Source organism: Enterobacter sp. BNK-14 (genome assembly GCF_047456095.1).
Classification (GTDB): domain Bacteria; phylum Pseudomonadota; class Gammaproteobacteria; order Enterobacterales; family Enterobacteriaceae; genus Enterobacter; species Enterobacter kobei.
In genome coordinates this window covers 2,325,292-2,347,134 of the sequence record NZ_CP179897.1, presented here as the reverse complement: position 1 = coordinate 2,347,134, position 21,843 = coordinate 2,325,292, and the positions used below count along the sequence as shown (strand labels likewise).

Sequence of the window (21,843 nt, the reverse complement as noted above, 5' to 3'; positions counted from 1 at the left end):
ATAAATCCTTAGCGCTCGACCAGTGCAATACGGCGGTTATAAAGGTTCATCAGCAATGAAATCGCCAGACTGATGATCAGATAGACAGACATGGTGATGGCAATGGTTTCGATAGCTTGTCCGGTCTGGTTAAGCACGGTGCCGGCGAAGAGAGACACCATATCCGGGTAACCAATCGCGGCGGCCAGCGATGAGTTTTTGACAATGTTGAGATATTGACTGGTCAGTGGCGGAATGATTACCCGCAGGGCCTGGGGAATAATGACCTGGCGCAGCGTCACGGTATTCGGTAAACCAAGTGAACGCGCCGCCTCGTGCTGTCCGTAAGGCACCGCCTGGATCCCGGAGCGAATGATTTCTGCAATAAATGCGGAGGTATAAATCGAGAGCGCCAGCGTGAGTGCTGCCAGTTCAGGAATTAACACCATCCCGCCCTGGAAATTGAACCCGCGCAGATGGGGGATATCCCAGTGCAAAGCCGCACCAAAAAGCCAGTGAGCGACTAACGGTAAGCCAACAATTAGCGCAGCGCCAACGGGCCATGTTTTACGAAGCTGCCCTGTTTTAATCTGGTGCTTGCGGTTATAACGGAACAGCCCGACAGAAATGGCGATCGCAATAATAACTGCGACGATGAAGGCGTAAAGCCCTTCGGCGAACTGCGGAGAGGGAATGTATAGCCCACGATTACTCAGGAAAAACAGCTCAAACGCATCGACGGCCTGGCGGGGGCCAGGAAGGTTACGCAGGACCGCGAAATACCAGAAAAAGATCTGCAGCAGCGGTGGGATGTTGCGGAAAGTCTCAATATAAAAGGTTGAAAGCTTCCGCAGGAGCCAGTTTTCAGAAAGACGAGCCAGGCCAATAAAGAAACCCAATATCGAGGCGAAGACAATACAAAGCGCCGATACCAGCAGCGTATTCAGTAAACCGACCACAAACACGCGTCCGTACGTGTCACCTTCCTCATAATCAATAAGATGCTGAACAATACCAAACCCTGCACTGCGATCCAGGAACGCAAAACCGGAGGTAATACCGCGGTTATTCAGGTTGGTGATGGTGTTATGGATGAGATACACGGCGATGAGAACAACCGCAACAATAGCAATGATCTGGAATAGCCAGGCGCGGACCGCGGGATGAGAAAAGGATAGCGTTCCTTTTACGGCTGAGCGGCGATGGGACATAAAGAAACCTCAGTAACCATGACTCTGGACTGGGCACCGCCTGAGCAGTGCCCGTTACAGCTTTGACTTAACGTACTGGTGGCGCGTACTGAATGCCGCCGTTATTCCAGAGATTGTTCTGGCCGCGTTTGATCTTCAGCGGGCTTTCCGATCCCACGTTGCGCTCAAAGATCTCAGAATAGTTACCCACCTGCTTGATGATGTTGTAAGCCCACTTGTTATCCAGCTTCAGATCCTTGCCGAAATCACCCTCTTTACCGAGCAGGTGAGCCATATCCGGGTTGGATGGATTAGCGGCTTTCTCATCAACGTTTTTCGAATTGATGCCCATCTCTTCCGCGTTCAGCATGGCAAACAGGGTCCAGCGAACAATGGAGAACCAGTCTTCATCACCACGACGAACAACAGGTCCGAGAGGTTCTTTGGAGATCACTTCTGGCAGCACAATCCATTCTGCCGGGTTGCTCAGCTTAATACGTAAGGCATACAGCTGTGACTGGTCAGAGGCCAGCGTGTCGCAACGGCCGGATTCCAGTGCTTTGGCTGATTCATCCGAGCGATCAAACGTCACAGGGGTGTATTTCATCTTATTGGCTTTGAAATAATCCGCGACGTTCAGCTCAGTATCCGTACCCGCCTGGATACACACGGTGGCGCCATCCAGTTCTTTGGCACTTTTCAGGCCCGCTTTATTGTGGGTCAGGAATCCGATGCCGTCATAATAGGTCACGCCGGTAAATGACATCCCCATACCTGCATCACGAGAGGAGGTCCAGGTGGTATTACGCGAGAGCATGTCAACTTCACCGGATTGCAGCGCCGTAAAGCGTTCTTTCGCCGTCAGCGGGGTGTATTTTACTTTGCTGTCATCCCCAAAAACGGCAGCTGCGACGCCGCGGCAGACATCCACATCAATACCGGTAAATTTGCCGTTCGCATCGGCATATGAGAAGCCAGGCAGACCATCACTGATACCACATTGAACAAAACCTTTCTTTTTAACGGCATCCAGTGTCGTACCCGCATGGGCCTGGCCCGCTACGGCAAACAACATGCCTGCAGCGGTCAGGCTGGCTATCATCGTCTTTTTCATAATGCATCCTGTGTGGCGAAATTTATCGTTATAGAAGCGCTTTTTAAGCGCTAAACCTGTCTGTGGCTTTGGCCAACGTTTATAAAGCAAACGTAATGCCAGTTTTGCGTTCTACAAAATAAGTGATAACAGAACGCTTAATGCTGAGTGTAGACACGCTTAAATAAAACGAACGCCCCGAAACGGTGCGAAATTACAACCTGTGCCACAAATCGGAGCAAAAGTTTCGATGAGGATGAGATAAATCAAGAGATAGTTTCTGAAGTGAATATTGGCAGGGTATTCAATAAGATTAATGTGTGAAAATCATCACGATAAAATATGAAATAAACTTTTTTATACTAAAAAGATGTGATAGCCAGTTGATGGGAATTAATTTCTTGAATAAAAACGGGGCTATTTTTTTACTTATTAGAAAACAATGCACTTTTTAAACGCAAAAGCGCGGCCCGAGCCGCGCTTTCTTAATTGATGTTACTTCGTCAGGGCAACGATACCCAGCGTCAAACCCGCCACGGCAGCCGCTCCGCCGGCGATAGCACCCGCGGTTTCCCAGTTATCCTGGGTGGTGCCTTTCATACAGGTATTGGTATGAACCAGTCGACCCTGGTCATCGTAAACCGGTACACATGGAGAATCGTGCGCGCATCCAGCAAGTAGCGCAGCGAGAAGTGCAACGGAAATGAATCTTTTCATGATGTTACCTCAGTATTATTTCTCATTCGCTACAAAGCCAGGAGGGCTATTAACGAACTGGAGGCTATTTTACCACCGGGATAACACCTCGTTGCACGGGGAATAATCTCAAAGTATGTCGTTTGTAAAAATCGTGGAGAAAAGTCGGTTTCAGGATGAATTAATGGAGAAATTATGGAGACACAACAGGGCGTTTCTACTTAATGTAAATCACCGCATTTTTAACACTGCAATTCAATAATGTCTAATTTATTGTTTATATTAAAAATAAAAAAGGCACCACAGGGTGCCTTTCATGGGGACGTTACTCTTTATGGCGGGTAAACCGTCGCCGGACAACCACAAAGAAAACGGGAACGAAGAAAATCGCCAGCAGCGTCGCGGAAAGCATGCCTCCCATAACGCCCGTACCGACAGCATTTTGCGCACCGCTCCCGGCTCCGGTACTGATTACCAGCGGCATGACGCCAAGGATAAAGGCCAGGGAGGTCATCAGGATTGGTCGAAGGCGCATCCTTGATGCTTCCAGGGTGGCTTCAATAATCCCTTTACCTTCTTTATCCATCAGGTCCTTAGCAAATTCGACAATCAGGATGGCGTTTTTCGCCGACAGGCCAATTGTCGTCAGCAGGCCGACCTGGAAATAGACGTCATTGTTCAATCCGCGCAGCGACGCGGCGAGCAGAGCACCGATAACACCCAGCGGCACAACCAGCATCACGGAGAATGGGATGGACCAACTCTCATACAGGGCCGCCAGACACAGGAACACCACGATCAGTGAAATGGCATACAGTGCGGGCGCCTGGTTACCGGAAAGGCGTTCCTGATAAGACATGCCCGTCCAGTCATAGCCAATTCCTGCAGGCAGTTTTGCGGCCAGGCTTTCCATCAACACCATCGCTTCCCCGGTACTTTTACCCGGTGCGGATTCCCCGAGGATCTCCATTGAAGGCATCCCGTTGAAGCGTTCCAGGCGAGGTGAGCCATAAACCCAGTGAGAGTAGCTAAAGGCGGAGAAGGGGACCATCTCTCCGTTCGCGCTGCGCACGTAAAGGTTGTTAATGTCCCCCGGCAGCATGCGGAAACGGGCATCTGCCTGCACGTAAACTTTTTTCACGCGCCCGTGGTCGATAAAGTCGTTCACATAGGTGCCACCCAACGCCGTCGAGATAGTCTGGTTGACGTCGGAAAGACTGACGCCCAATGCCTGCGCCTTTTCCTGATCGACATCCAGCTTGAACTGAGGCGTATCTTCCAGTCCGTTTGGACGCACGCGCACCAGCAGGTCTGGGTGCTCTTTTACCATCCCGAGCAGTTGATTACGTGCCTGCGTCAGCTGGATATGTCCCAGGTTAGCCTGATCGATAAGTTCAAAGTCGAATCCCGTTGCGGTTCCAAGCTCAATAATCGCAGGCAGGTTGAACGGGAACACCAGGCCGTCTTTAATCTGACTGAACGCTTTTGTCGCGCGACCCACGATAGCTTCAACGCTATTTTTCTCGCCCGGGCGCTCCTCCCAGGGCTTCAGGCTGACAAAGGCAATACCGGAGTTCTGACCCTGGCCGCTAAAGCTAAAGCCGTTTACGGTGAAGACGGATTCAACGTTCGCCTTCTCTTTGTCCAGATAGTAGTCCTGAACCTGGTCGAGGACCGCCTGAGTACGCGTCTGGGTCGCCCCCGCCGGGAGTTGAACCATTGTCATAAAGACCCCCTGGTCCTCTTCGGGCAGGAAGGAGGTCGGTAAGCGCAGGAACAACACCGCCATGCCACCAACAATAATGACATACACCACCAGATAGCGACCGGTCTTACGCAAAATACCGCTCACGCTGTTGCTGTAGTGTTCCACACTCTTATCAAAGAGCGCATTGAACCAGCCAAAGAAGCCCCCTTTCTTCTCATGGTGGTCGCTGGAGACGGGCTTAAGCAACGTTGCGCAGAGTGCAGGGGTCAGGATCAGCGCGACCAGCACGGATAGCGCCATCGCGGAAACGATAGTTAACGAGAACTGGCGATAGATGGCCCCAGTCGAGCCACCAAAAAAGGCCATCGGAACAAAGACCGCCGAGAGGACCATGGCGATCCCCACCAGCGCGCCCTGAATCTGCTCCATCGACTTCTGCGTGGCCTCTTTCGGCGGCAGTTTATCTTCCACCATCACGCGCTCAACGTTCTCGACGACCACGATGGCGTCATCAACCAGTAGCCCTATCGCCAGCACCATCCCAAACATCGTCAGGGTATTGATGGAGAAACCGAACGCAGCCAGCACGGCGAAGGTCCCCAGCAGAACAACCGGCACGGCGATCGTTGGGATCAGCGTTGCCCGCAGGTTTTGCAGGAACAGATACATGACCAGGAAGACCAGAATGATCGCCTCAAACAGGGTCTTCACCACTTCATGAATCGAGATTTTCACAAAAGGCGTGGTGTCGTAGGGGTAGACGACCTTCAGTCCCTGCGGGAAGAACTGTTGCAGTTGTGCCAGCTTGCTCTTGATGGCTGCCGCCGTATCCAGCGCGTTTGCACCAGTAGCGAGCTTAATCCCCAGACCGGTTGCCGCCTGCCCGTTGATTTTGGTCACCATATTGTAGTTTTCGCCACCCAACTCAATGCGAGCCACATCCTTCAGATGAACCATTGAGCCGTCCTGGTTCACTTTGAGCGTGACGCGACCAAACTCTTCCGGTGATTTCAGGCGAGTTTGCGCGATGATGGAGGCATTCAGCTGCTGTCCAGGGACTGATGGTGTTCCACCCAACTGGCCTGCCGCTATCTGGTCGTTCTGCGTTTTTAACTGATTGATAATATCCAGCGGCGTCAGTTGGTATTTGTTCATCGCGTTACTGTCGAGCCAGATGCGCATCGCATACTGGGCACCAAACAGCTGAACGTCGCCGACACCCGATGTTCGGCTGATGGCATCCTTGACGTTCGAAGCGACGTAGTCGGAGATATCATCCTGAGTAAGGCTTTTATTGTCCGAAACAAAACCGGCGACCAAAAGGAAGCTGCTGCTGGACTTCTCAACGCCAATCCCTTGCTGCTGAACTTCTTGCGGCAGCAGCGGCATGGCCAGCTGCAACTTGTTCTGCACCTGCACCTGGGCGATGTCCGGGTCTGTTCCCGACTCGAAGGTCAGGGTGATGGTGACATTACCCGCTGAATCGCTGGTGGAGGACATATACATCAGGTTATCGATACCGTTCATGTTCTGTTCGATAACCTGGGTCACGGTATCCTGTACCGTCTGGGCATCTGCGCCGGGGTAGGTTGCGGAAATCGCAACGGCTGGCGGGGCAATCGTTGGATACTGGGCAACGGGCAGTTTGAGAATAGCCAGCCCGCCTGCAATCATCAAAATGATGGCAAGTACCCAGGCGAAAACCGGCCGCTGAATAAAGAAATTAGCCATGTCGTCGTTCCTTAACTGGCGGGCGCTGTGGTGGTATCTGGGGTGGCGACGACGGTGGCACCTGGCCTGGCTTTTTGTAATCCGCTGACAATCACGCGGTCACCGTTTTTCAGCCCTTCCGTCACCAGCCAGCGATCGCCAATGGCCTGAGGCGCAACGACGGTGCGTGGCTCAACCTGGTTTTTATCGTTAACCACCATGACGGTTGCATCCCCTCGCGGCGTACGGGTCAGGCCCTGCTGGGGAATCAGAATTGCATTCGGCTGTGTGCCTTCATCAATGCGGGCGCGAACGAACATCCCGGGTAACAGAAGGTGTTGAGGGTTAGGGAAAATGGCGCGCAAGGTAATCGAACCGGTACTTTCATCCACCGTGACGTCTGAGAACTGCAACGTTCCTTTCAGCGGATAAGGCTGACCATTTTCCATCAGCAGTTCAACGCTGCTGGCCGTGTCGCCTTTTTGCAGGCTTGTCTGTTTCAGGCGCATAAATTCATTGCTGGACTGGGTGACGTCGACGTAAATCGGATCAAGCTGCTGGACTGTTGCCAGTGCAGAGGCCTGCCCGTTCGTGACGAGAGCACCTTCTGTCACGCTGGATTTGCCGATGCGCCCATCGACGGGAGACGTCACTTTGGTATAGGCAAGGTTAATACGTGCACTTTCGACGCCGGCTTTGGCGGCGATAACACTGGCATCGGCCTGTTGGGCTGTTGCCACGGCCTGGTCATACTCTTGCTTGCTGACATACTGGGTGCCTACCAGCGGGAGATAACGTTTTACTGTCAGATGCGCAATATTGGCCGCCGCCTGGGCCTTCGCCAGCTCACCTTTCGCGCTGTCGTAAGCCGCCTGATAGGTCGCAGGATCAATCTGGTAAAGCGAATCTCCTGCTTTTACATCGCTACCTTCCGTGAAGTTACGACGCAGGATGATACCGCTAACCTGTGGACGAACCTCCGCCACGCGGAATGCATCCGTTCTGCCCGGGAGTTCAGTGGTGACCGCCAGCGGCGCGCTTTTCACGATATGCACGCTGACCTGAGGTGCCTGGGGATGTTGTTGTTGGTTTTCCTGGCCATCGCATCCAGAGAGCAGTACAGCGCAGACAATGAAACCGGATAAGGGCAAACGTCTGAAATGATTCGTCATTACTGTTCCTTTAAATACCCATTAACCGAGATTTGCCGTAGAACGGTCGTTGGGGCAGAGGGATAAAAAAATAAAATGTAGCTGCGTATAATAATGAGGATATTTAATGTTTTTTAATTTATAAGTGCGAATGACGAGGCGTGAAGGAAAAATCAGAATGGGGCCCGGAGAAGATATGAATATACTCCCCTCCAGGCTAACCACATAAAGAGGGTTTAATGCCTTAAAATATTCATATCATGAATTAAATATTGATTATGCATTTGTATAAATTATGAGTTAAGGGATTTGACTTTTTTTGTGCAAAATGAAAACGGGTTTTAGGGAATAATTCCAGCCATCCGAACCCGAGGTTACGTATAAACCCAGTGAGTAACGAGTAGCTGCCTATGGCGCGTAAAAAAAAAGAAGAGGCTCAACAGACCCGACAGCAGTTGATTGAGGCGGCTATCGGGCAGTTTGCGACGCGTGGCGTGGCCAGTACCACGCTGACGGATATCGCGGATGCCGCAAAGGTTACGCGCGGTGCCATCTACTGGCACTTTACCAGTAAAGCAGAGATATTTAATGCGATCTGGGAACAGCAATTACCGCTGCGTGACATTATTTGTGACAGGCTTTCTCTTTCCGAAAATGATGACCCGTTGTTAATGCTTCGTGAGCAATTTATTACTGCGCTACAGTATATCGCGCATGAACCCCGGCAATGCGCGCTTTTACAAATTCTGTATCATAAATGTGAGTTTCATAGCGATATGATTTCAGAAGATGAAATCCGTAAACGCATTGGCTTTAATTATGATTCTTTACGTATTACGCTGGAAAAATGTATTTCTCAGAGAATCGTTGCGGCGCAGATGAATGTTGAGCTGACCATGATTGTATTGCATGGCTTTTTTAGCGGAATCATTAAAAACTGGTTAATGAACACCGACAGTTTTAATCTCTATCAACAGGCACCCGCTCTGGTCGACAGTATTCTGGCGACACTCCCTGTCTTGCGCGTGTCGCCTCAAGATGACTACAGCTCAGCGCCAGGCAACATTTCACCTCGCGCACAAAGCGCCTCTATGGTCTGCGCGCTGGCTGGTTTGCCTAACAGATAACCCTGAAGGGTGTTACAACCCAGCTCTGTTAAAAAGGTTTGTTGGGCTTCGGTTTCCACACCTTCAGCCACGACTTTCAGGTTAAGTGTTTTTGCGAGAGCCACAATCGCCGAGACAATGGTGGTATCCTCGCTTTCCCCGCTTAACTCTTTTACAAATGCTCTGTCGATCTTCAGTTCACAGGCCGGTAAGCGCTTGAGATACAGCAGGCTTGAATACCCGGTTCCAAAGTCATCAATGGACGCTTTCACGCCTGCATTCGTCAATTCTGTCAGCACCCGTACGCTCTCATCCGGGTTGCTCATTGCCGTCGTTTCCGTAACTTCCAGGATCAGCATTTCCGGCGGTACCTGATGGCGCTCCAGGCAGTCGAGAACCGTTTTAACCAGTGATGGTTGTTCAAACTGCAATGTCGACAGGTTTACAGCCATTGACCAGTCTTGATGTCCCTGAAGATGCCATTCTCTCAGCTGGCGGCAGGCTTCATTGATCACCCAGTTACCAATAGGGATGATAAGCCCCGTCTTTTCCGCCAGTGGCAGGAAAAGATCCGGCGTCAGTAGTCCCTGCTTAGGATGTTGCCAGCGCAACAGTGCCTCAAACCCGAGGAGAGGTCCTGCGGGCGCGTGAAATTTTGGCTGATACAACAGGCGCAGCTCATTGCGTTCGATGGCCATCCACAGATCGTTCATTAACTGAAGATGGGTCTGCGCCAGGGTGTTCATGGAAGGCTGGAAAAAGTGATAACCGTTTCGGCCCATATGCTTGGTGTGGTACATCGCCGCGTCGGCGTTAAACATCAACTCGCGTTCGGTTTTGCCGTCGTGAGGATAAAAAGCGATACCAATGCTGAGGGTCACCATCAGTTCATACGGGTCGAGGTTGAACGGGCTATCGATCGCGCGTACCAGCGAATTTGCCAGCGAGGCCGCATCGTCCGGGCCTTCGCCCTCAGCCAGCAGAACAAACTCATCACCGCCGATACGTGCAAGAGTGAACTGGCCCTTCAGAAGCAGCAGCAGACGCTGCGTAACGGCGACCAGCAGTTTGTCACCGACATCATGACCATAGGCGTCATTGATGGCTTTAAAGCCGTCGAGATCCATAAACATCAGCGCAAAATGGGTTCCTTCACGATCGGCTTTACTGATCGCCTGATCAAGTCGGTCTTCCAGCAGGATGCGGTTGGGCAGACGCGTTAGCGTATCCTGCAGCGCCAGTTGAGCAAGTTCCCGGTTCGCTTCTGCAAGCGATGAGGCCAGTAGGGCAGTACGTGCCTGAAGACGGGCATCCAGCATCGACACCAGCAGGGTGATCCCAAGAATAGAGAGCGCGACGACGCTGACCAACATGGCGAGCCAGCTGCTGTTAATACCAACATGGTGCGTCATCGTCGACATTGGAAACTGCGCGGCTCTCATCCCGGCGTAGTGCATACCGGCAATGGCAATGCCCATTGTGATGGCGGCACCCAGACGCATCAGCACGACCTGAGCCGCTTCGTGACGCAGGCGGAAGGTCAGCCACAATGCAGCAAGCGAAGCGGCAAGGGCAATGACGACTGAAATGGCCACCCACAACGTGTCCCAGACGATACCGGGCCTCACTTCCAGCGCGGCCATACCGGTGTAATGCATGGCGATAATACCGCTTCCCATCACCAGCGCGCCGGGTAGCAGACGGCGCAAGCGCAGTTGTTCACAGCTGACGAGCCAGAGTGCAAACAGTGAAGAACCCACGGCAATGACCATGGATAAAATGGTCAGGCTGACGTTGTAACTCATGCTCATGGAGAGGTCCATCGCCAGCATGCCGATAAAGTGCATAGCCCACACGCCAATGCCCATCGCAATACCGCCGCCAGCCAACCAGACGCGGGCGGCGACGCCCTGACTTCCGGCGACGCGTGCCGCCATATTCAGTGCGGTATACGACGCGAGGATGGCCACAACGAAGGAAAGAACTACAAGGATAAGGTTGTATTGGCTAACCAGCATGGTCGGTTCTACTCGTGTCTGACGTTAAGCAGGAGAGGTTGAGAAGGGCGAGACATTATCACCGTAAGGTAACGGCTCAAAGGGTTTTAAATCCCCGTTTTTAGTGGGTAATTCGGGGGGCAGTGACGTCAGGGCGTTAATCGAGTTCTGAGCAGTTCACTAATTTGAGCGGGTTCACGGAGTTCATATTGCGGCACTTGTCGGTTTCAGTGCTCATCAGTTCAATCCACTGCATCAAAAGGGCATCGAAGAGGAAAACGGAGATTGCAAAGACAACCAGCCACCAGTATTTACGAATCATTGTGTCATTCCGCGAGAAGAGAACCACTGAAGTGGTGGAAATATACACGAAAAGTTGCGGTTTAAAAGCGGGATACGCGAGGGTTTACAAAGCGTTGACGATAACATTAACAGGCAATAAAAAAGGCGCATCCCCATGCCGAGTAGCGCCTTTTTAAACAAGCATTTCGCTAATCGAAATTAGTTCATGCCGTATTTTTTCAGTTTCTTACGCAGAGTACCACGGTTGATACCCATCATCAGCGCAGCGCGGGTCTGGTTACCGCGGGTGTATTGCATCACCATGTCCAACAGTGGCTGTTCAACTTCAGCCAGTACCAGCTCATACAGGTCATTAACATCCTGACCATTCAGTTGAGCAAAATAGTTCTTCAGTGCCTGTTTAACCGAGTCACGCAGGGGCTTTTGAGTTACCTGGTCCTGAGAGTTAACGGTAGAAACGGTCAGTACGTCAGAATTTACGCGTTGTTCGAACATAGTTCTGTCAGCTCTTTATTTCATTACGCAAGATTTTCGAAGTATGCCTCCAACGCCTCCAGCTGTTCGCTGGCATCCTCTATGGCGTTGAATGTGCGCCGAAACTGGTCATCTGGAGCGTGCTCCTGGAGATACCAGGAGACGTGTTTACGCGCAATTCGGTACCCTTTTGCCTGACCGTAATGGTCATGCAGTTCCCGAACATGCGAACAAAGCAAGCGCTTAACCTCTGCCAGAGGCAGTGGGGCAAGCAGCTCCCCAGTGTCCAGATAATGCTGGATTTCCCGGAAGATCCAGGGTCTTCCCTGAGCTGCACGTCCTATCATCAGAGCATCAGCTCCCGTATAGTCGAGCACAGCCCTGGCTTTAAGCGGGTCAGTTATGTCGCCATTCGCGATAATCGGAATGGAAACCTTCTGCTTAACTGCCCGAATGCTGTCGTATTCAGCTTCACCATTGAACAAACAGGCGCGAGTGCGTCCATGAATGGTCAGGGCCTGAATGCCACAGTCTTCGGCCAGTTGGGCAATCTCTACACAGTTACGGTGTTCCGGCGACCAACCCGTGCGAATCTTCAACGTAACAGGAACGTCCACCGCGCTGACAACCGCCGTCAGGATAGACTTCACCTGATCGGGGTATTGCAGAAGGGCTGAACCTGCAAGCTTGCGATTCACTTTCTTGGCCGGGCAACCCATATTGATATCAATAATCTGGGCGCCACTTTCCACGTTAATACGCGCGGCATCTGCCATCTCTTCAGGCACGCTTCCGGCGATTTGCACGGTGCGGATACCTGGCTCATCAATGTGCACCATCCGAAGGCGGGATTTATCGCTTTCCCAGACCTGCGGGTTAGACGACATCATCTCGGATACGGTTAAACCGGCTCCCATCTCATAGCACAGCGTCCTGAACGGCCGGTCGGTAATACCTGCCATTGGGGCTGCGATCAGGCGATTTCTAAGCTGGTGGTGTCCGATGCGCATGAGTTAAGAAATGACCATACTGTGACTGCAAGGCGGCGTATATTACGCATTTTTTGCACGAGATGAAAGGCCAAACTTTGAACAATCCACTGTTGTAGATCAAGGAATCGCCGCTCAATCATTCCGTTAAAAATTATTCATCATTTAAATCATTGGGTTATAATTAAATGATTGTTTTATGAGCGCTTGCAATTTCCCGTAACTTCTCATCATTTCTCATTAAACGCGACAGTTGAGCGGGATAATCTGCTGTTTTTCGCAGCAGATTTCCTCACTTCTTTGCGATCTCTGTCGCATTTTAGAACATGATCTCAGGGCAAAAAATGCAGATTATTCGACCACAAGACGGCCATGCAGGGCCTGTACCGGGCGGTTGTTATCGTGATGCATTGTATGGGTGAATTTCTCCAGCTGCTCAGCTGAGAGCGTGAGAGGGTGCTTAAGCACAATCCAGGTGACGCCTTCTGAACAAGGTGGGGTGGTCAGTGAACCGCTGAAGCGCCAGTAAGTTTTGTTGACCGGGAGCAGCTTGTTCAGGTTGAGATCCTGCTTAATGGAGATGTTCTGTTCAGCCTGTTGGGGCATCACGCTCCACAGCTTATCAAGCTCCGGGTTCGCGGCGCCTTTATCAAACATGACGGCCACTACGGTCAGCTCACCTGCGCTATTTTTATGCACCAGATGCATTTCCATTGCGTATTTTTTGCCATGCACGGTGTTCTCGCTCGGCGCGTGGAAATGGAACTGCTGCAGAGTCCAGGCTTGATTATCCAGGGTTATCGTGTCGCGGGTATCCGCTTTCTCACTGGCCTGAATGGTATGGCCATTGTTCGTCAACGTCATAGGGCCATCAATGTAGTGCGTTTTAAGCGGAGAGAAATGGGCGTTTGCGGTCGATTCAATGTTAATCGGAGACTGATTCATCCCGTTTTGACAGGCCTTGTAGGCCTCGTCCAGTTCACCCCAGTGTTCCGGTGAACCTTCCCCTTCGTAGCTCCAGTGTGAAGCGAAAGCTGATGCCGAGATCATACTCAGCGCAATCAGCGCTGCCTTGCCAGTAATGTGTTTCATAATATTCTTCCGGTGAATTGTTGTAATTCAAATCATTATGATTTGTGTGGTTATTTTACCGGAGAAATGCGCGGGGAGAGAGGACTATCAGTGGAGGAGAGGCGTGGTCAGATGACCACGCCAAATGCTTATTTTTTACGACCGGTGATCCTGCACCACTCTTCTTTCTCTACCACCGGGTCAAGGGCGAAGAGATCCGCGTAGGCTTCACACACGCTGTCGGCCTGGCTTGCCAGGATACCTGAAAGCCCCAGCAGACCGCCCTCAACGGGCAGTACGCTGATTAACGGTGCCAGTTCACGTAACGGGCCTGCCAGGATGTTGGCGACCACCACGTCGGCTTTCATGGCCGCTGGCTGCGCATCCGGCAAATACAGCTCCAGACGATCGGAGACGCCGTTACGCTCGGCGTTATCGCGGCTGGCCTGAATTGCCTGCGGATCGATGTCGATCCCAATCGCTTTTGCCGCACCGAGTTTCAGCGCCGCGATAGCGAGGATCCCGGAGCCGCAGCCGAAGTCGATCACGGTTTTTCCTGCCAGATCCAGACCGTCCAGCCACTGCAGGCACAGGGAGGTGGTCGGGTGGGTGCCGGTACCAAATGCCAGGCCCGGGTCGAGCATCACGTTGACGGCGTTTTCATCAGGCACTTCGCGCCAGCTTGGGCAGATCCACAGACGCTTGCCAAACTGCATCGGGTGGAAGTTATCCATCCACTCCCGTTCCCAGTCTTTATCTTCCAGCTGTTCGATTTTGTGCACGAAACCTGCACCTAACAGTGGATGGTTTTCCAGAATCGCGACGACCTCTTTCATGTCGGTCTCGGCATCGAAAAGTCCAATGACGTCGGTATCACCCCACAGGCGCGTTTCGCCCGGCAGCGGCTCGAAGACCGGCGTGTCATGCGTGTCCTGGAAGGTGATGGAGACCGAGCCGGCCTCCATCAGCGCATCGCTCAGTTCCTCGGCGTTCGCGCCGGTTGTGTTCAGTTTTAATTGGATCCACGGCATGGCAAAACTCTTTATTTATCAGTAGAAATCATAGCGGACTGTGGGACGGGCTGACCGAAACGGTTCCCCACCACAAACGCCAGTAAACTTAGCAGTAACGAAGGCACAATTGGATGGAAGCCCAGGTACTGAATCTTAAACGTTGCGAGTACGGCATACAGCACACCGCCAACAATCATCGCGCCCAGCGCGCCTGCAGCATTGGCACGTTCCCAGTAGAGACCCAACACCAGCGGCCAGAGGAAAACGGCTTCAAGGCCGCCGAACGCCAGCAGGTTCAGCCAGATGATCATCTCCGGCGGGCGCCATGCGGCTAACAGCAGCAATGCCCCTAACACCAGCGTAATAATGGCTGACATACGCTTCAGGCGACGTTCATTTTCTACCTGCTCAGGACGCAGGTTGAGATAGAGATCTTTAATGATCGTCGCGGAGCTTTGCAGTAGCTGGGCGTTGATAGTGGACATAATAGCGGCCATTGGCGCAGCAAGGAAAATCCCGGCGGCAAATGGCGGCAGCACTTTAACCATCAGTGTCGGGATCACCAGATCCGGCACGGTAAGGTCAGGGATGACTGCACGTCCTAATGCACCCGCCAGATGCATACCGAACATCAGGATCGCGACGACAATCGTCCCGATAATAATGCCTTTGTGAACGGCTTTGCTGTCTTTATAGGAGATACAGCGCACGGCGGTATGGGGCAGACCAATCACCCCAAAGCAGACTAACACCCAGAACGACGTCATAAATGCCGGAGAAAGAATATCATCCGCGCCTTGCGGCGAGACCAGTTTCGGATCAATGGCTTCCAGGGTTTCCACCGCATGCGTAAGTCCACCCGCAGCATGAACGATGCCCACCAGCAGAACGATCGTGCCAATCAGCATGACCATTCCCTGCAGCGTATCGTTCAGCACGCTGGCGCGGAATCCGCCAAACGCAGTATACAGCGCAATGCTTACCCCGAAGATAATCAACCCTGTCTCGTAGGGGATCCCGGCTGCCGTTTCCAGCAGACGAGCCCCACCGATAAACTGCACCGTCATCGCACCAATAAAGGCGACCAGCAGGCTCAGGCTTGCCAGCCATACCAGCAAGCGACTCTGGTAGCGTGCAAACAGCATATCGTTGAGCGTCACGGCATTATAGCGCCGTGCCAGAATGGCAAACTTTTTACCCAGAATACCCAGAGAGAGCCAGACGGCAGGTAGCTGGATCATGGCCAGCAGTACCCAGCCTAACCCGTACTTATACGCGGCACCGGGACCGCCGATAAATGAACTGGCGCTGATGTAGGTGGCCGTCAGCGTCATGGCCAGCACGACGCCGCCCATCGAACGGCTACCGAGGAAATACTCATTCAGAAAGGCGCCGGTCGCCCTTTTACGCATGGCATAAATGGACAAGCCAAATACGACCAGCAGGTATGCGACAAGCGGCAGAATGACTTCAAGCTGCATCATCGTCCTCCAGCGGAATATCCCGGTAGATAAATTTAACCATCGCCCAGCACAGCAGGATAAATACCAGCGGTACCAGCAGGCACGCCATTTCAAACCAGTGTGGCAGGCCGGTAATACCGATGTCTGAATTAGGTAAGTAAGCGGTTACCAACCATGCGGCAAGATAGAGAAGGGTCAGCCACAGCGCCCAGCGCGCTTCTTTATGGGCCTGAACAAAACGAGCGTCCATCCACTCTCCTGGATAATTCATAGTGAGAGGCGGATTGTACGCATTGCAGGGGGGATACCAAATCATTTTCTGCTGCGCCAGAAACTGGCGCAGCAATAAAGCATTTACTTCACAATGGAGAGATCGACATTCACGTTTGCCGTCCAGTCAGTGTTGTGCCAGTCATTCGCAATCAGGTGGAGAACACCCGTATAGCTGCCCTGAGGCAAAAGCGGGTTATCTTCTGCTTTATAAGCGATTCTTAAATATGCACTTGTTCCAGAGTTGCAGTTTACCGCGGTGTTAACGGAATGAATATTGCAGCCGCCATGGCTGATTCTGGCCACGCAGTTTCACGATGAAGGTTCTGTTACGGCTATCGACAACCTGCGCATACAGTGGCGTTTCACCATCCTCAACCCAGACCAGAGAGGTAGGGCCCGCCTTAGGTGTGTTGGTCACAAAAGCAATATTTACGGTGTTATCTTCAGCTGGAACTTCAATCGTTATCGGGGAAGAGCCGTTCAGGCTACCGGTAAAGGTTTTCGCAACTTTCTTAGGTTGAGGTAAATTCAGCGCATTAATTGCTGCAATCGCCTCTGCGGAAAGGGGAATATTCCACTGCTGGAAATACTGGTTCAGATTAACGCCGGCGATTTTACTGGCATTAAGCGTAAACCAGTCGATTTTTTTCTGGCTGCTATTAACCAGGGTTGGGTCATTCTGGTTAACTTCACGGTAAGCTTTCGACAGTGCCGGGTAAAGCTGTGGCCAGCTCGTCATTATTTCACCAAAGAAAGACGCCCTACGGAACAGATCTTCTTTAGCAAAATTCCAGGTGTGCCCGGATTTCAGCAGAGTGCCGATAGCTTGTTGATCCCAACCGAAACCGTAAAAGCCTTCATTACTATGACAGTTTTTGAAATCGGTATCGCCGAGGGTGGTGTAACATGCAGCGATAGAATAAAGGTTGACGGTAACTTCTCCCTGGTCACTCCAGGACCATCCCATCTGGAACTGATGACCGTATTCGTGCCAGTCGAGCCAGCTCGGTGTCTCAGGGATTGAGCTGTCACCACCCACGCCAATCAGCCCTTGCCCGCTATTTGCCCAGCAGCAGCTCTGATAAGAGACGAAGAGCAAGCCACGGCTAGGCTGGTGCAACCAGCTCGAGCCATCCAGCCCATCGACTTTGTCATAAGTAATGGTTCGCAGCAGCGACTGGCGGAGGGTCTGCTCTATATTTTTAGTTGCTGAGTTTTGCGCAATTGCCTGACTTGCAACGAAGCGTGTCCTGCCATCAAACATAAAGTGGTAGCCTGATGGCGTTGTGGCCTGTGCCTGCTGGCGCCACTCGGCTCTGTCATTCATACCAAAGATAAAGAGGGGGTGATACGTACCGCCGTTAACAATATCAACGGAGACGAATGTATCAATATTCTCCATTTTTTTGGTTTTATCCTGACACCCAACGATAAGCAGCGCGTTCTGAGAGAATGTGTAGGTTGTGTCACCGTTTGCATTCAGAATAAGCTCATTAGCAGGACCGACAATACCTTCGTAGTTAGGATCAACGGCAGCATAGCAGGAAACATTTTGCGGAACATCACCGAGACGGAGGGTAACGTTTTCACCCTTGACGCCCCATGTATGTGTTAAGAAGTAATTATTACGTCCACCGTTGGTGGTTCTGTTCGTGCCATTGCCATGAACTTCGGTAACAGGAATTTGATAGCGACCTTGTTCAGCCTCACCGTAAACTTTTAAAGTACGGTTGAGCCAGAACAGGGGGTTATTGACATTTTGTACATCATAGGTTGATGCATAAGCTGGATTGATTAAATTATTGTAGTCAATACCTAATTCATCGAGTGCTTCAGTAAATCCCGGATTATTTTTCCACTCGTCCCACATCGTTTGGTTAGTAGAGACCGTCTCTGCCGCATAACAAGCGGAAGAAACAGACGCACAAAGTAGTGCTGCGATGGAAAAAGTTTTCTTTATTCCATGTTGAAATATATTCATAGTTAAAATGTCCGTAATTAAACATGAGGTGAAGCTTGTTTAATTACAACATTTCGTAACGGATTATTAAATGTAGAACTAATTAATATTCATTGTAGTCAATCTGATAAATAAGCAAGTCAGGCCGAATCATTTTCTGCTGCGCCAGAAACTGGCGCAGCAATAAAGCACTTACTTCACAATGGAGAGATCGACATTCACGTTTGCCGTCCAGTCCGTGTTGTGCCAGTCACGCGCAATCAGATGAAGAACACCCGTATAGCTGCCCTGAGGCAGATGCGGGTTATCTTCTGCTTTATAAGCGACTCTTAAATATGCGCTTGTTCCTGAGTTGCAGTTAACCGCGGTGTTAACGGAATGAATATTGCAGCCGCCATGGCTGTTCTGGCCACGCAGTTTCACGATGAAGCTTCTGTTACGACTATCGACAACCTGCGCATACAGTGGCGTTTCACCATCCTCAACCCAGACCAGAGAGGTAGGGCCAGCCTTAGGCGTGTTGGTCACAAAAGCAATATTCACAGTGTTATCTTCAGCCGGAACTTCAATCGTTATCGGGGAAGAGCCGTTCAGGCTACCGGTAAAGGTTTTCGTCACTTTGTTCGGCTGAGGTAAGTTCAGGGCAGCAATTTGTGAGTCAGCATCAGCGGAATAGCCTAAACCCCAACGTGTAAAGAATTCACGTAAATCATGCCCCGCTGCTTTGCTGGCATTGACCACAAAGAAATCAATTTTTTGTTGATTGGTTGCAACCAGAGATTTGCCTTTACCCTCGTTATAGGTTTCGCGGTAGGCTTTGCCAATATAAGCGAAGAGATCGGGCCATGATGTTTTCAGCTGGGTAAACATCATTAATTTACGGAAGACGTCATTGTCAGTATCAAACTGATGTGTTTCGCCAGAGTTCAGGAAAGAACCGACGGCCTGCTGATCCCAGGAGAAATTGTTGTAATACAGATTTTCGTGACAGGATTTATCCGTTACTTCTCCGCGTAACACACGGCAGGCTGAAACGGACATAATATTATTTGTCACTTCCGTTAACCCGTCCCATGCCCAGGTCATCTGATTTTGGTGACCATATTCATGCCAATGGCCCCAGCTGGTTTCGGTTGGTAAGCTGTTGCCAAAGCCGATCCCAATACGTCCGGCGCCTCCCTGAGACCAGCAGCAGCTGTTAAAAATACCGAAATTCAAACCGCGCAGAGGCTGATGTAAATACGATGACCCATCAAGCCCGTTAACCCTATCATAGTCCATGACGTAGCTTAATTGTTCGCGCAGCATTTGCAGCACATTGGTATTCAGTGACGCTTTAGCGGTGGAATTATTCACGACATACCGAGAGCGCCCGTCAAACAGGAGTGTTTGCCCGGTCGGTGTACTCTGCTGGCTCAGGGCCTTCCACTCTTCTTTTGTGTTAAGTCCAAAAACAAATAGCGGGTGTTTTTTCGCGGTCGTCGATGTGACATCCACACGAACGAGTGTGTTCATATGGCTATAGGTACCACTTTTATCCCAGCAGGCCAGCAGCATTAATCCATTTTCACTCAGGGTATATTGCGTTGAGTGATTGGCATTTAACTGCACCTGATATTTAGTGGTGATTGTACCGCTGTATTGATTTTCCAGTCCTGCGTAGCAGACCACATCATCGGGTTGGGAAGAGGTGGTCAATGTGAACGTATCACCCTCTTCACCATAATAATAGGTATTAAAATAGGGATTGCGACCTGTGAAGCCTGTTCTGGCACGAGCTTCATCATGATCTTCAATGGCTGGAATATAATAAATGTCTTTGTCAGCATCACCATAAATTTGCATGGTGCGCTTTTGCCAGTAGAGAACATCAGTCGGGTCGGCTGAACGGGTGAGGGTTTTTTGTGGATCTTCAGATAACAGTTGATAACTCATACCGAGTTCATCCAGAGCTTCATTGAAGGCCTGGTTATCCTGCCATCTTTCCCACCAGTTGGCCGTGGTTTCAGCGTATAAAGGCAAAGACGTTACCGATGCACATAACAGCGCAGCAGCAACACATTTTTTCTGTATGCCACTCTTCAGTATATTCATAAAAGATATGTCCGTTATCGAGAAAATATTAAGAAAAACGGACTCATTACATCACGCTGTAATATCGTTAAGAACCGAGGAATAATGAAAAGTAAATGTAGAAAAAATGATGATATTGAATATTTCTAGGTTGGGTTGGAGATATAGTGACGGTAAATAGTGTGGGGTGAGAAACAAGGACGCAAAAAATAAACACGCCTGATAAACAGGCGTGTTTTTAGATTACTTCTCGTTGAGGCCGAGTTTCTTCTCAAGATAGTGGATGTTAGTTCCACCATTCTGGAAGTGCTCGTCGCTCATGATGCGCATCTGGAGATCAACGTTGGTTTTAATACCGTCGATGATCAACTCCTGCAGGGCGTTCTTCATGCGGGCAATCGCCACGTCACGGTTTTCGCCGTAGCAGATGAGCTTGCCGATCATTGAGTCATAGTACGGCGGTACGGTGTAACCGGCGTAGATATGAGACTCCCAACGCACACCAAAGCCACCCGGCGCGTGGAAACGCGTGATTTTACCCGGGCTTGGCAGGAAGGTGTTCGGGTCTTCGGCGTTGATACGGCATTCAACCGCATGGCCTTTCACCACGACTTCTTCCTGCTTGATGGACAACGGCTGACCCGCAGCGATACGCAGCTGTTCTTTGATCAGGTCAACGCCGGTGATCATTTCGGTAACCGGGTGTTCAACCTGAATACGGGTGTTCATCTCGATAAAGTAGAACTCGCCGTTTTCGAACAGGAACTCAAAAGTACCCGCCCCGCGATAGCCGATATCGACACACGCCTTGGCGCAACGCTCACCGATGTAGCGACGCAATTCCGGGGTAATGCCCGGCGCAGGTGCTTCTTCGACGACTTTCTGGTGACGACGCTGCATGGAGCAGTCACGTTCTGCCAGATAGATCGCGTTACCCTGACCGTCAGCCAACACCTGAATTTCGATGTGGCGTGGGTTTTCCAGGTATTTTTCCATGTACACCATGTCATTGCTGAAAGCCGCTTTCGCTTCCGCTTTGGTCATGGAGATGGACTGCGCCAGTTCAGCATCGCTGCGTACTACGCGCATACCGCGACCGCCGCCACCGCCGGACGCCTTGATGATAACCGGGTAGCCAATGCGTTTAGCATGAGCACGGTTAGCATCCATGTCGTCGGTCAGAGGGCCGTCAGAGCCTGGTACGGTTGGCACACCGGCTTTTTTCATCGCGGTGATCGCAGACACTTTGTCGCCCATCAGGCGGATAGTGTCGGCTTTCGGGCCGATGAAGATAAAGCCAGAGCGTTCAACCTGCTCAGCAAAGTTGGCGTTCTCAGAGAGGAAGCCATAACCCGGATGAATTGCCACCGCGCCGGTGATTTCAGCGGCGCTGATGATAGCCGGGATGTTCAGATAGCTTTTTACGGACGGAGCCGGGCCAATACAGACCGTCTCATCCGCCAGCAATACGTGTTTTAAATCGCGATCCGCACTTGAGTGCACCGCGACGGTCTTGATGCCCAGTTCTTTACAGGCACGAAGAATACGCAATGCAATCTCGCCGCGGTTGGCGATAACAATTTTATCCAGCATG

The 21,843-nt window shown here is 51.2% G+C and carries 17 protein-coding genes; 1 reads left to right on the top strand and 16 read right to left on the bottom strand.

The window, feature by feature from the left end; all coding sequences use genetic code 11:
* Window positions 1-8: 8 nt before the first annotated feature.
* The 5 genes from ACMGGM_RS11170 to ACMGGM_RS11150 form a co-directional block, all read right to left on the bottom strand.
* The gene (locus ACMGGM_RS11170; RefSeq protein ID WP_014885452.1) at window positions 9-1,190 is read right to left on the bottom strand and encodes an amino acid ABC transporter permease; all 1,182 of its coding nucleotides are present in this window, start codon (window positions 1,188-1,190) and stop codon (window positions 9-11) included.
* 67 nt (window positions 1,191-1,257) lie between these two features.
* Window positions 1,258-2,283, bottom strand: a complete 1,026-nt coding sequence (locus tag ACMGGM_RS11165; protein ID WP_014885451.1) for an amino acid ABC transporter substrate-binding protein — start codon at window positions 2,281-2,283, stop codon at window positions 1,258-1,260.
* Between the two features lie 474 nt (window positions 2,284-2,757).
* Window positions 2,758-2,979 (bottom strand): lipoprotein, encoded by a 222-nt coding sequence (locus tag ACMGGM_RS11160; RefSeq protein WP_008502867.1) that lies wholly within the window; start codon window positions 2,977-2,979, stop codon window positions 2,758-2,760.
* 304 nt (window positions 2,980-3,283) lie between these two features.
* A complete protein-coding gene (locus ACMGGM_RS11155; protein WP_063943497.1) occupies window positions 3,284-6,397 on the bottom strand; it encodes an efflux RND transporter permease subunit in 3,114 nt (1,037 codons plus the stop codon).
* Window positions 6,398-6,408: 11 nt separating this feature from the next.
* Window positions 6,409-7,548 (bottom strand): efflux RND transporter periplasmic adaptor subunit, encoded by a 1,140-nt coding sequence (locus tag ACMGGM_RS11150; RefSeq protein WP_014885449.1) that lies wholly within the window; start codon window positions 7,546-7,548, stop codon window positions 6,409-6,411.
* 389 nt (window positions 7,549-7,937) lie between these two features.
* Here ACMGGM_RS11150 and envR point away from each other — a divergent pair, with 389 nt between their 5' ends.
* Window positions 7,938-8,654, top strand: coding sequence for an acrEF/envCD operon transcriptional regulator (envR, locus tag ACMGGM_RS11145; RefSeq protein WP_032635392.1), 717 nt, complete (start codon window positions 7,938-7,940; stop codon window positions 8,652-8,654).
* Here envR and ACMGGM_RS11140 read toward each other — a convergent pair.
* The 11 genes from ACMGGM_RS11140 to accC all read right to left on the bottom strand — a co-directional run bounded on the left by ACMGGM_RS11140 (window position 8,570) and on the right by accC (window position 21,842).
* On the bottom strand, window positions 8,570-10,651 hold the full coding sequence (locus ACMGGM_RS11140) for a putative bifunctional diguanylate cyclase/phosphodiesterase (RefSeq protein WP_045134748.1): 2,082 nt from the start codon (window positions 10,649-10,651) through the stop codon (window positions 8,570-8,572). The two genes, envR and ACMGGM_RS11140, sit on opposite strands and share 85 nt — an antisense overlap.
* 136 nt (window positions 10,652-10,787) lie before the next feature.
* Window positions 10,788-10,952, bottom strand: coding sequence for a DUF2556 family protein (locus tag ACMGGM_RS11135; protein ID WP_014885446.1), 165 nt, complete (start codon window positions 10,950-10,952; stop codon window positions 10,788-10,790).
* A gap of 179 nt (window positions 10,953-11,131) precedes the next feature.
* Window positions 11,132-11,428, bottom strand: a complete 297-nt coding sequence (gene fis / locus ACMGGM_RS11130; RefSeq protein WP_000462905.1) for a DNA-binding transcriptional regulator Fis — start codon at window positions 11,426-11,428, stop codon at window positions 11,132-11,134.
* Window positions 11,429-11,451: 23 nt separating this feature from the next.
* Window positions 11,452-12,417, bottom strand: coding sequence for a tRNA dihydrouridine synthase DusB (dusB, locus tag ACMGGM_RS11125; RefSeq protein ID WP_014885445.1), 966 nt, complete (start codon window positions 12,415-12,417; stop codon window positions 11,452-11,454).
* 330 nt (window positions 12,418-12,747) lie between these two features.
* A complete protein-coding gene (locus ACMGGM_RS11120; RefSeq protein ID WP_045134749.1) occupies window positions 12,748-13,488 on the bottom strand; it encodes a carbonic anhydrase in 741 nt (246 codons plus the stop codon).
* A 128-nt stretch (window positions 13,489-13,616) separates the two neighbouring features.
* The gene (prmA, locus tag ACMGGM_RS11115) at window positions 13,617-14,498 is read right to left on the bottom strand and encodes a 50S ribosomal protein L11 methyltransferase (RefSeq protein WP_014885443.1); all 882 of its coding nucleotides are present in this window, start codon (window positions 14,496-14,498) and stop codon (window positions 13,617-13,619) included.
* Window positions 14,499-14,509: 11 nt separating this feature from the next.
* Window positions 14,510-15,961 (bottom strand): sodium/pantothenate symporter, encoded by a 1,452-nt coding sequence (gene panF / locus ACMGGM_RS11110; RefSeq protein ID WP_014885442.1) that lies wholly within the window; start codon window positions 15,959-15,961, stop codon window positions 14,510-14,512.
* Window positions 15,951-16,193: a YhdT family protein gene (locus ACMGGM_RS11105; RefSeq protein WP_014885441.1), complete on the bottom strand. Its 243-nt coding sequence runs from the start codon at window positions 16,191-16,193 to the stop codon at window positions 15,951-15,953. The genes panF and ACMGGM_RS11105 overlap by 11 nt, the downstream gene beginning before the upstream one ends.
* A gap of 282 nt (window positions 16,194-16,475) precedes the next feature.
* Window positions 16,476-18,197, bottom strand: a complete 1,722-nt coding sequence (locus tag ACMGGM_RS11100; protein ID WP_414149172.1) for a M60 family metallopeptidase — start codon at window positions 18,195-18,197, stop codon at window positions 16,476-16,478.
* Between the two features lie 171 nt (window positions 18,198-18,368).
* On the bottom strand, window positions 18,369-20,270 hold the full coding sequence (locus ACMGGM_RS11095; protein ID WP_045134751.1) for a M60 family metallopeptidase: 1,902 nt from the start codon (window positions 20,268-20,270) through the stop codon (window positions 18,369-18,371).
* A gap of 222 nt (window positions 20,271-20,492) precedes the next feature.
* Window positions 20,493-21,842 (bottom strand): acetyl-CoA carboxylase biotin carboxylase subunit, encoded by a 1,350-nt coding sequence (gene accC, locus ACMGGM_RS11090; RefSeq protein ID WP_003860388.1) that lies wholly within the window; start codon window positions 21,840-21,842, stop codon window positions 20,493-20,495.
* Between the last annotated feature and the right edge of the window lies 1 nt (window position 21,843).

Coding starts and splice junctions, on each gene's coding strand:
- ACMGGM_RS11095 (WP_045134751.1), bottom strand. CDS start 20,270: ATGAATATACTGAAGAGTGGCATACAGAAAAAATGTGTTGCTGCTGCG.
- ACMGGM_RS11170 (WP_014885452.1), bottom strand. CDS start 1,190: ATGTCCCATCGCCGCTCAGCCGTAAAAGGAACGCTATCCTTTTCTCAT.
- ACMGGM_RS11165 (WP_014885451.1), bottom strand. CDS start 2,283: ATGAAAAAGACGATGATAGCCAGCCTGACCGCTGCAGGCATGTTGTTT.
- ACMGGM_RS11155 (WP_063943497.1), bottom strand. CDS start 6,397: ATGGCTAATTTCTTTATTCAGCGGCCGGTTTTCGCCTGGGTACTTGCC.
- ACMGGM_RS11105 (WP_014885441.1), bottom strand. CDS start 16,193: ATGGACGCTCGTTTTGTTCAGGCCCATAAAGAAGCGCGCTGGGCGCTG.
- ACMGGM_RS11120 (WP_045134749.1), bottom strand. CDS start 13,488: ATGAAACACATTACTGGCAAGGCAGCGCTGATTGCGCTGAGTATGATC.
- accC (WP_003860388.1), bottom strand. CDS start 21,842: ATGCTGGATAAAATTGTTATCGCCAACCGCGGCGAGATTGCATTGCGT.
- ACMGGM_RS11135 (WP_014885446.1), bottom strand. CDS start 10,952: ATGATTCGTAAATACTGGTGGCTGGTTGTCTTTGCAATCTCCGTTTTC.
- prmA (WP_014885443.1), bottom strand. CDS start 14,498: ATGCCGTGGATCCAATTAAAACTGAACACAACCGGCGCGAACGCCGAG.
- panF (WP_014885442.1), bottom strand. CDS start 15,961: ATGCAGCTTGAAGTCATTCTGCCGCTTGTCGCATACCTGCTGGTCGTA.
- ACMGGM_RS11160 (WP_008502867.1), bottom strand. CDS start 2,979: ATGAAAAGATTCATTTCCGTTGCACTTCTCGCTGCGCTACTTGCTGGA.
- ACMGGM_RS11100 (WP_414149172.1), bottom strand. CDS start 18,197: ATGAATATATTTCAACATGGAATAAAGAAAACTTTTTCCATCGCAGCA.
- ACMGGM_RS11140 (WP_045134748.1), bottom strand. CDS start 10,651: ATGCTGGTTAGCCAATACAACCTTATCCTTGTAGTTCTTTCCTTCGTT.
- fis (WP_000462905.1), bottom strand. CDS start 11,428: ATGTTCGAACAACGCGTAAATTCTGACGTACTGACCGTTTCTACCGTT.
- envR (WP_032635392.1), top strand. CDS start 7,938: ATGGCGCGTAAAAAAAAAGAAGAGGCTCAACAGACCCGACAGCAGTTG.
- dusB (WP_014885445.1), bottom strand. CDS start 12,417: ATGCGCATCGGACACCACCAGCTTAGAAATCGCCTGATCGCAGCCCCA.
- ACMGGM_RS11150 (WP_014885449.1), bottom strand. CDS start 7,548: ATGACGAATCATTTCAGACGTTTGCCCTTATCCGGTTTCATTGTCTGC.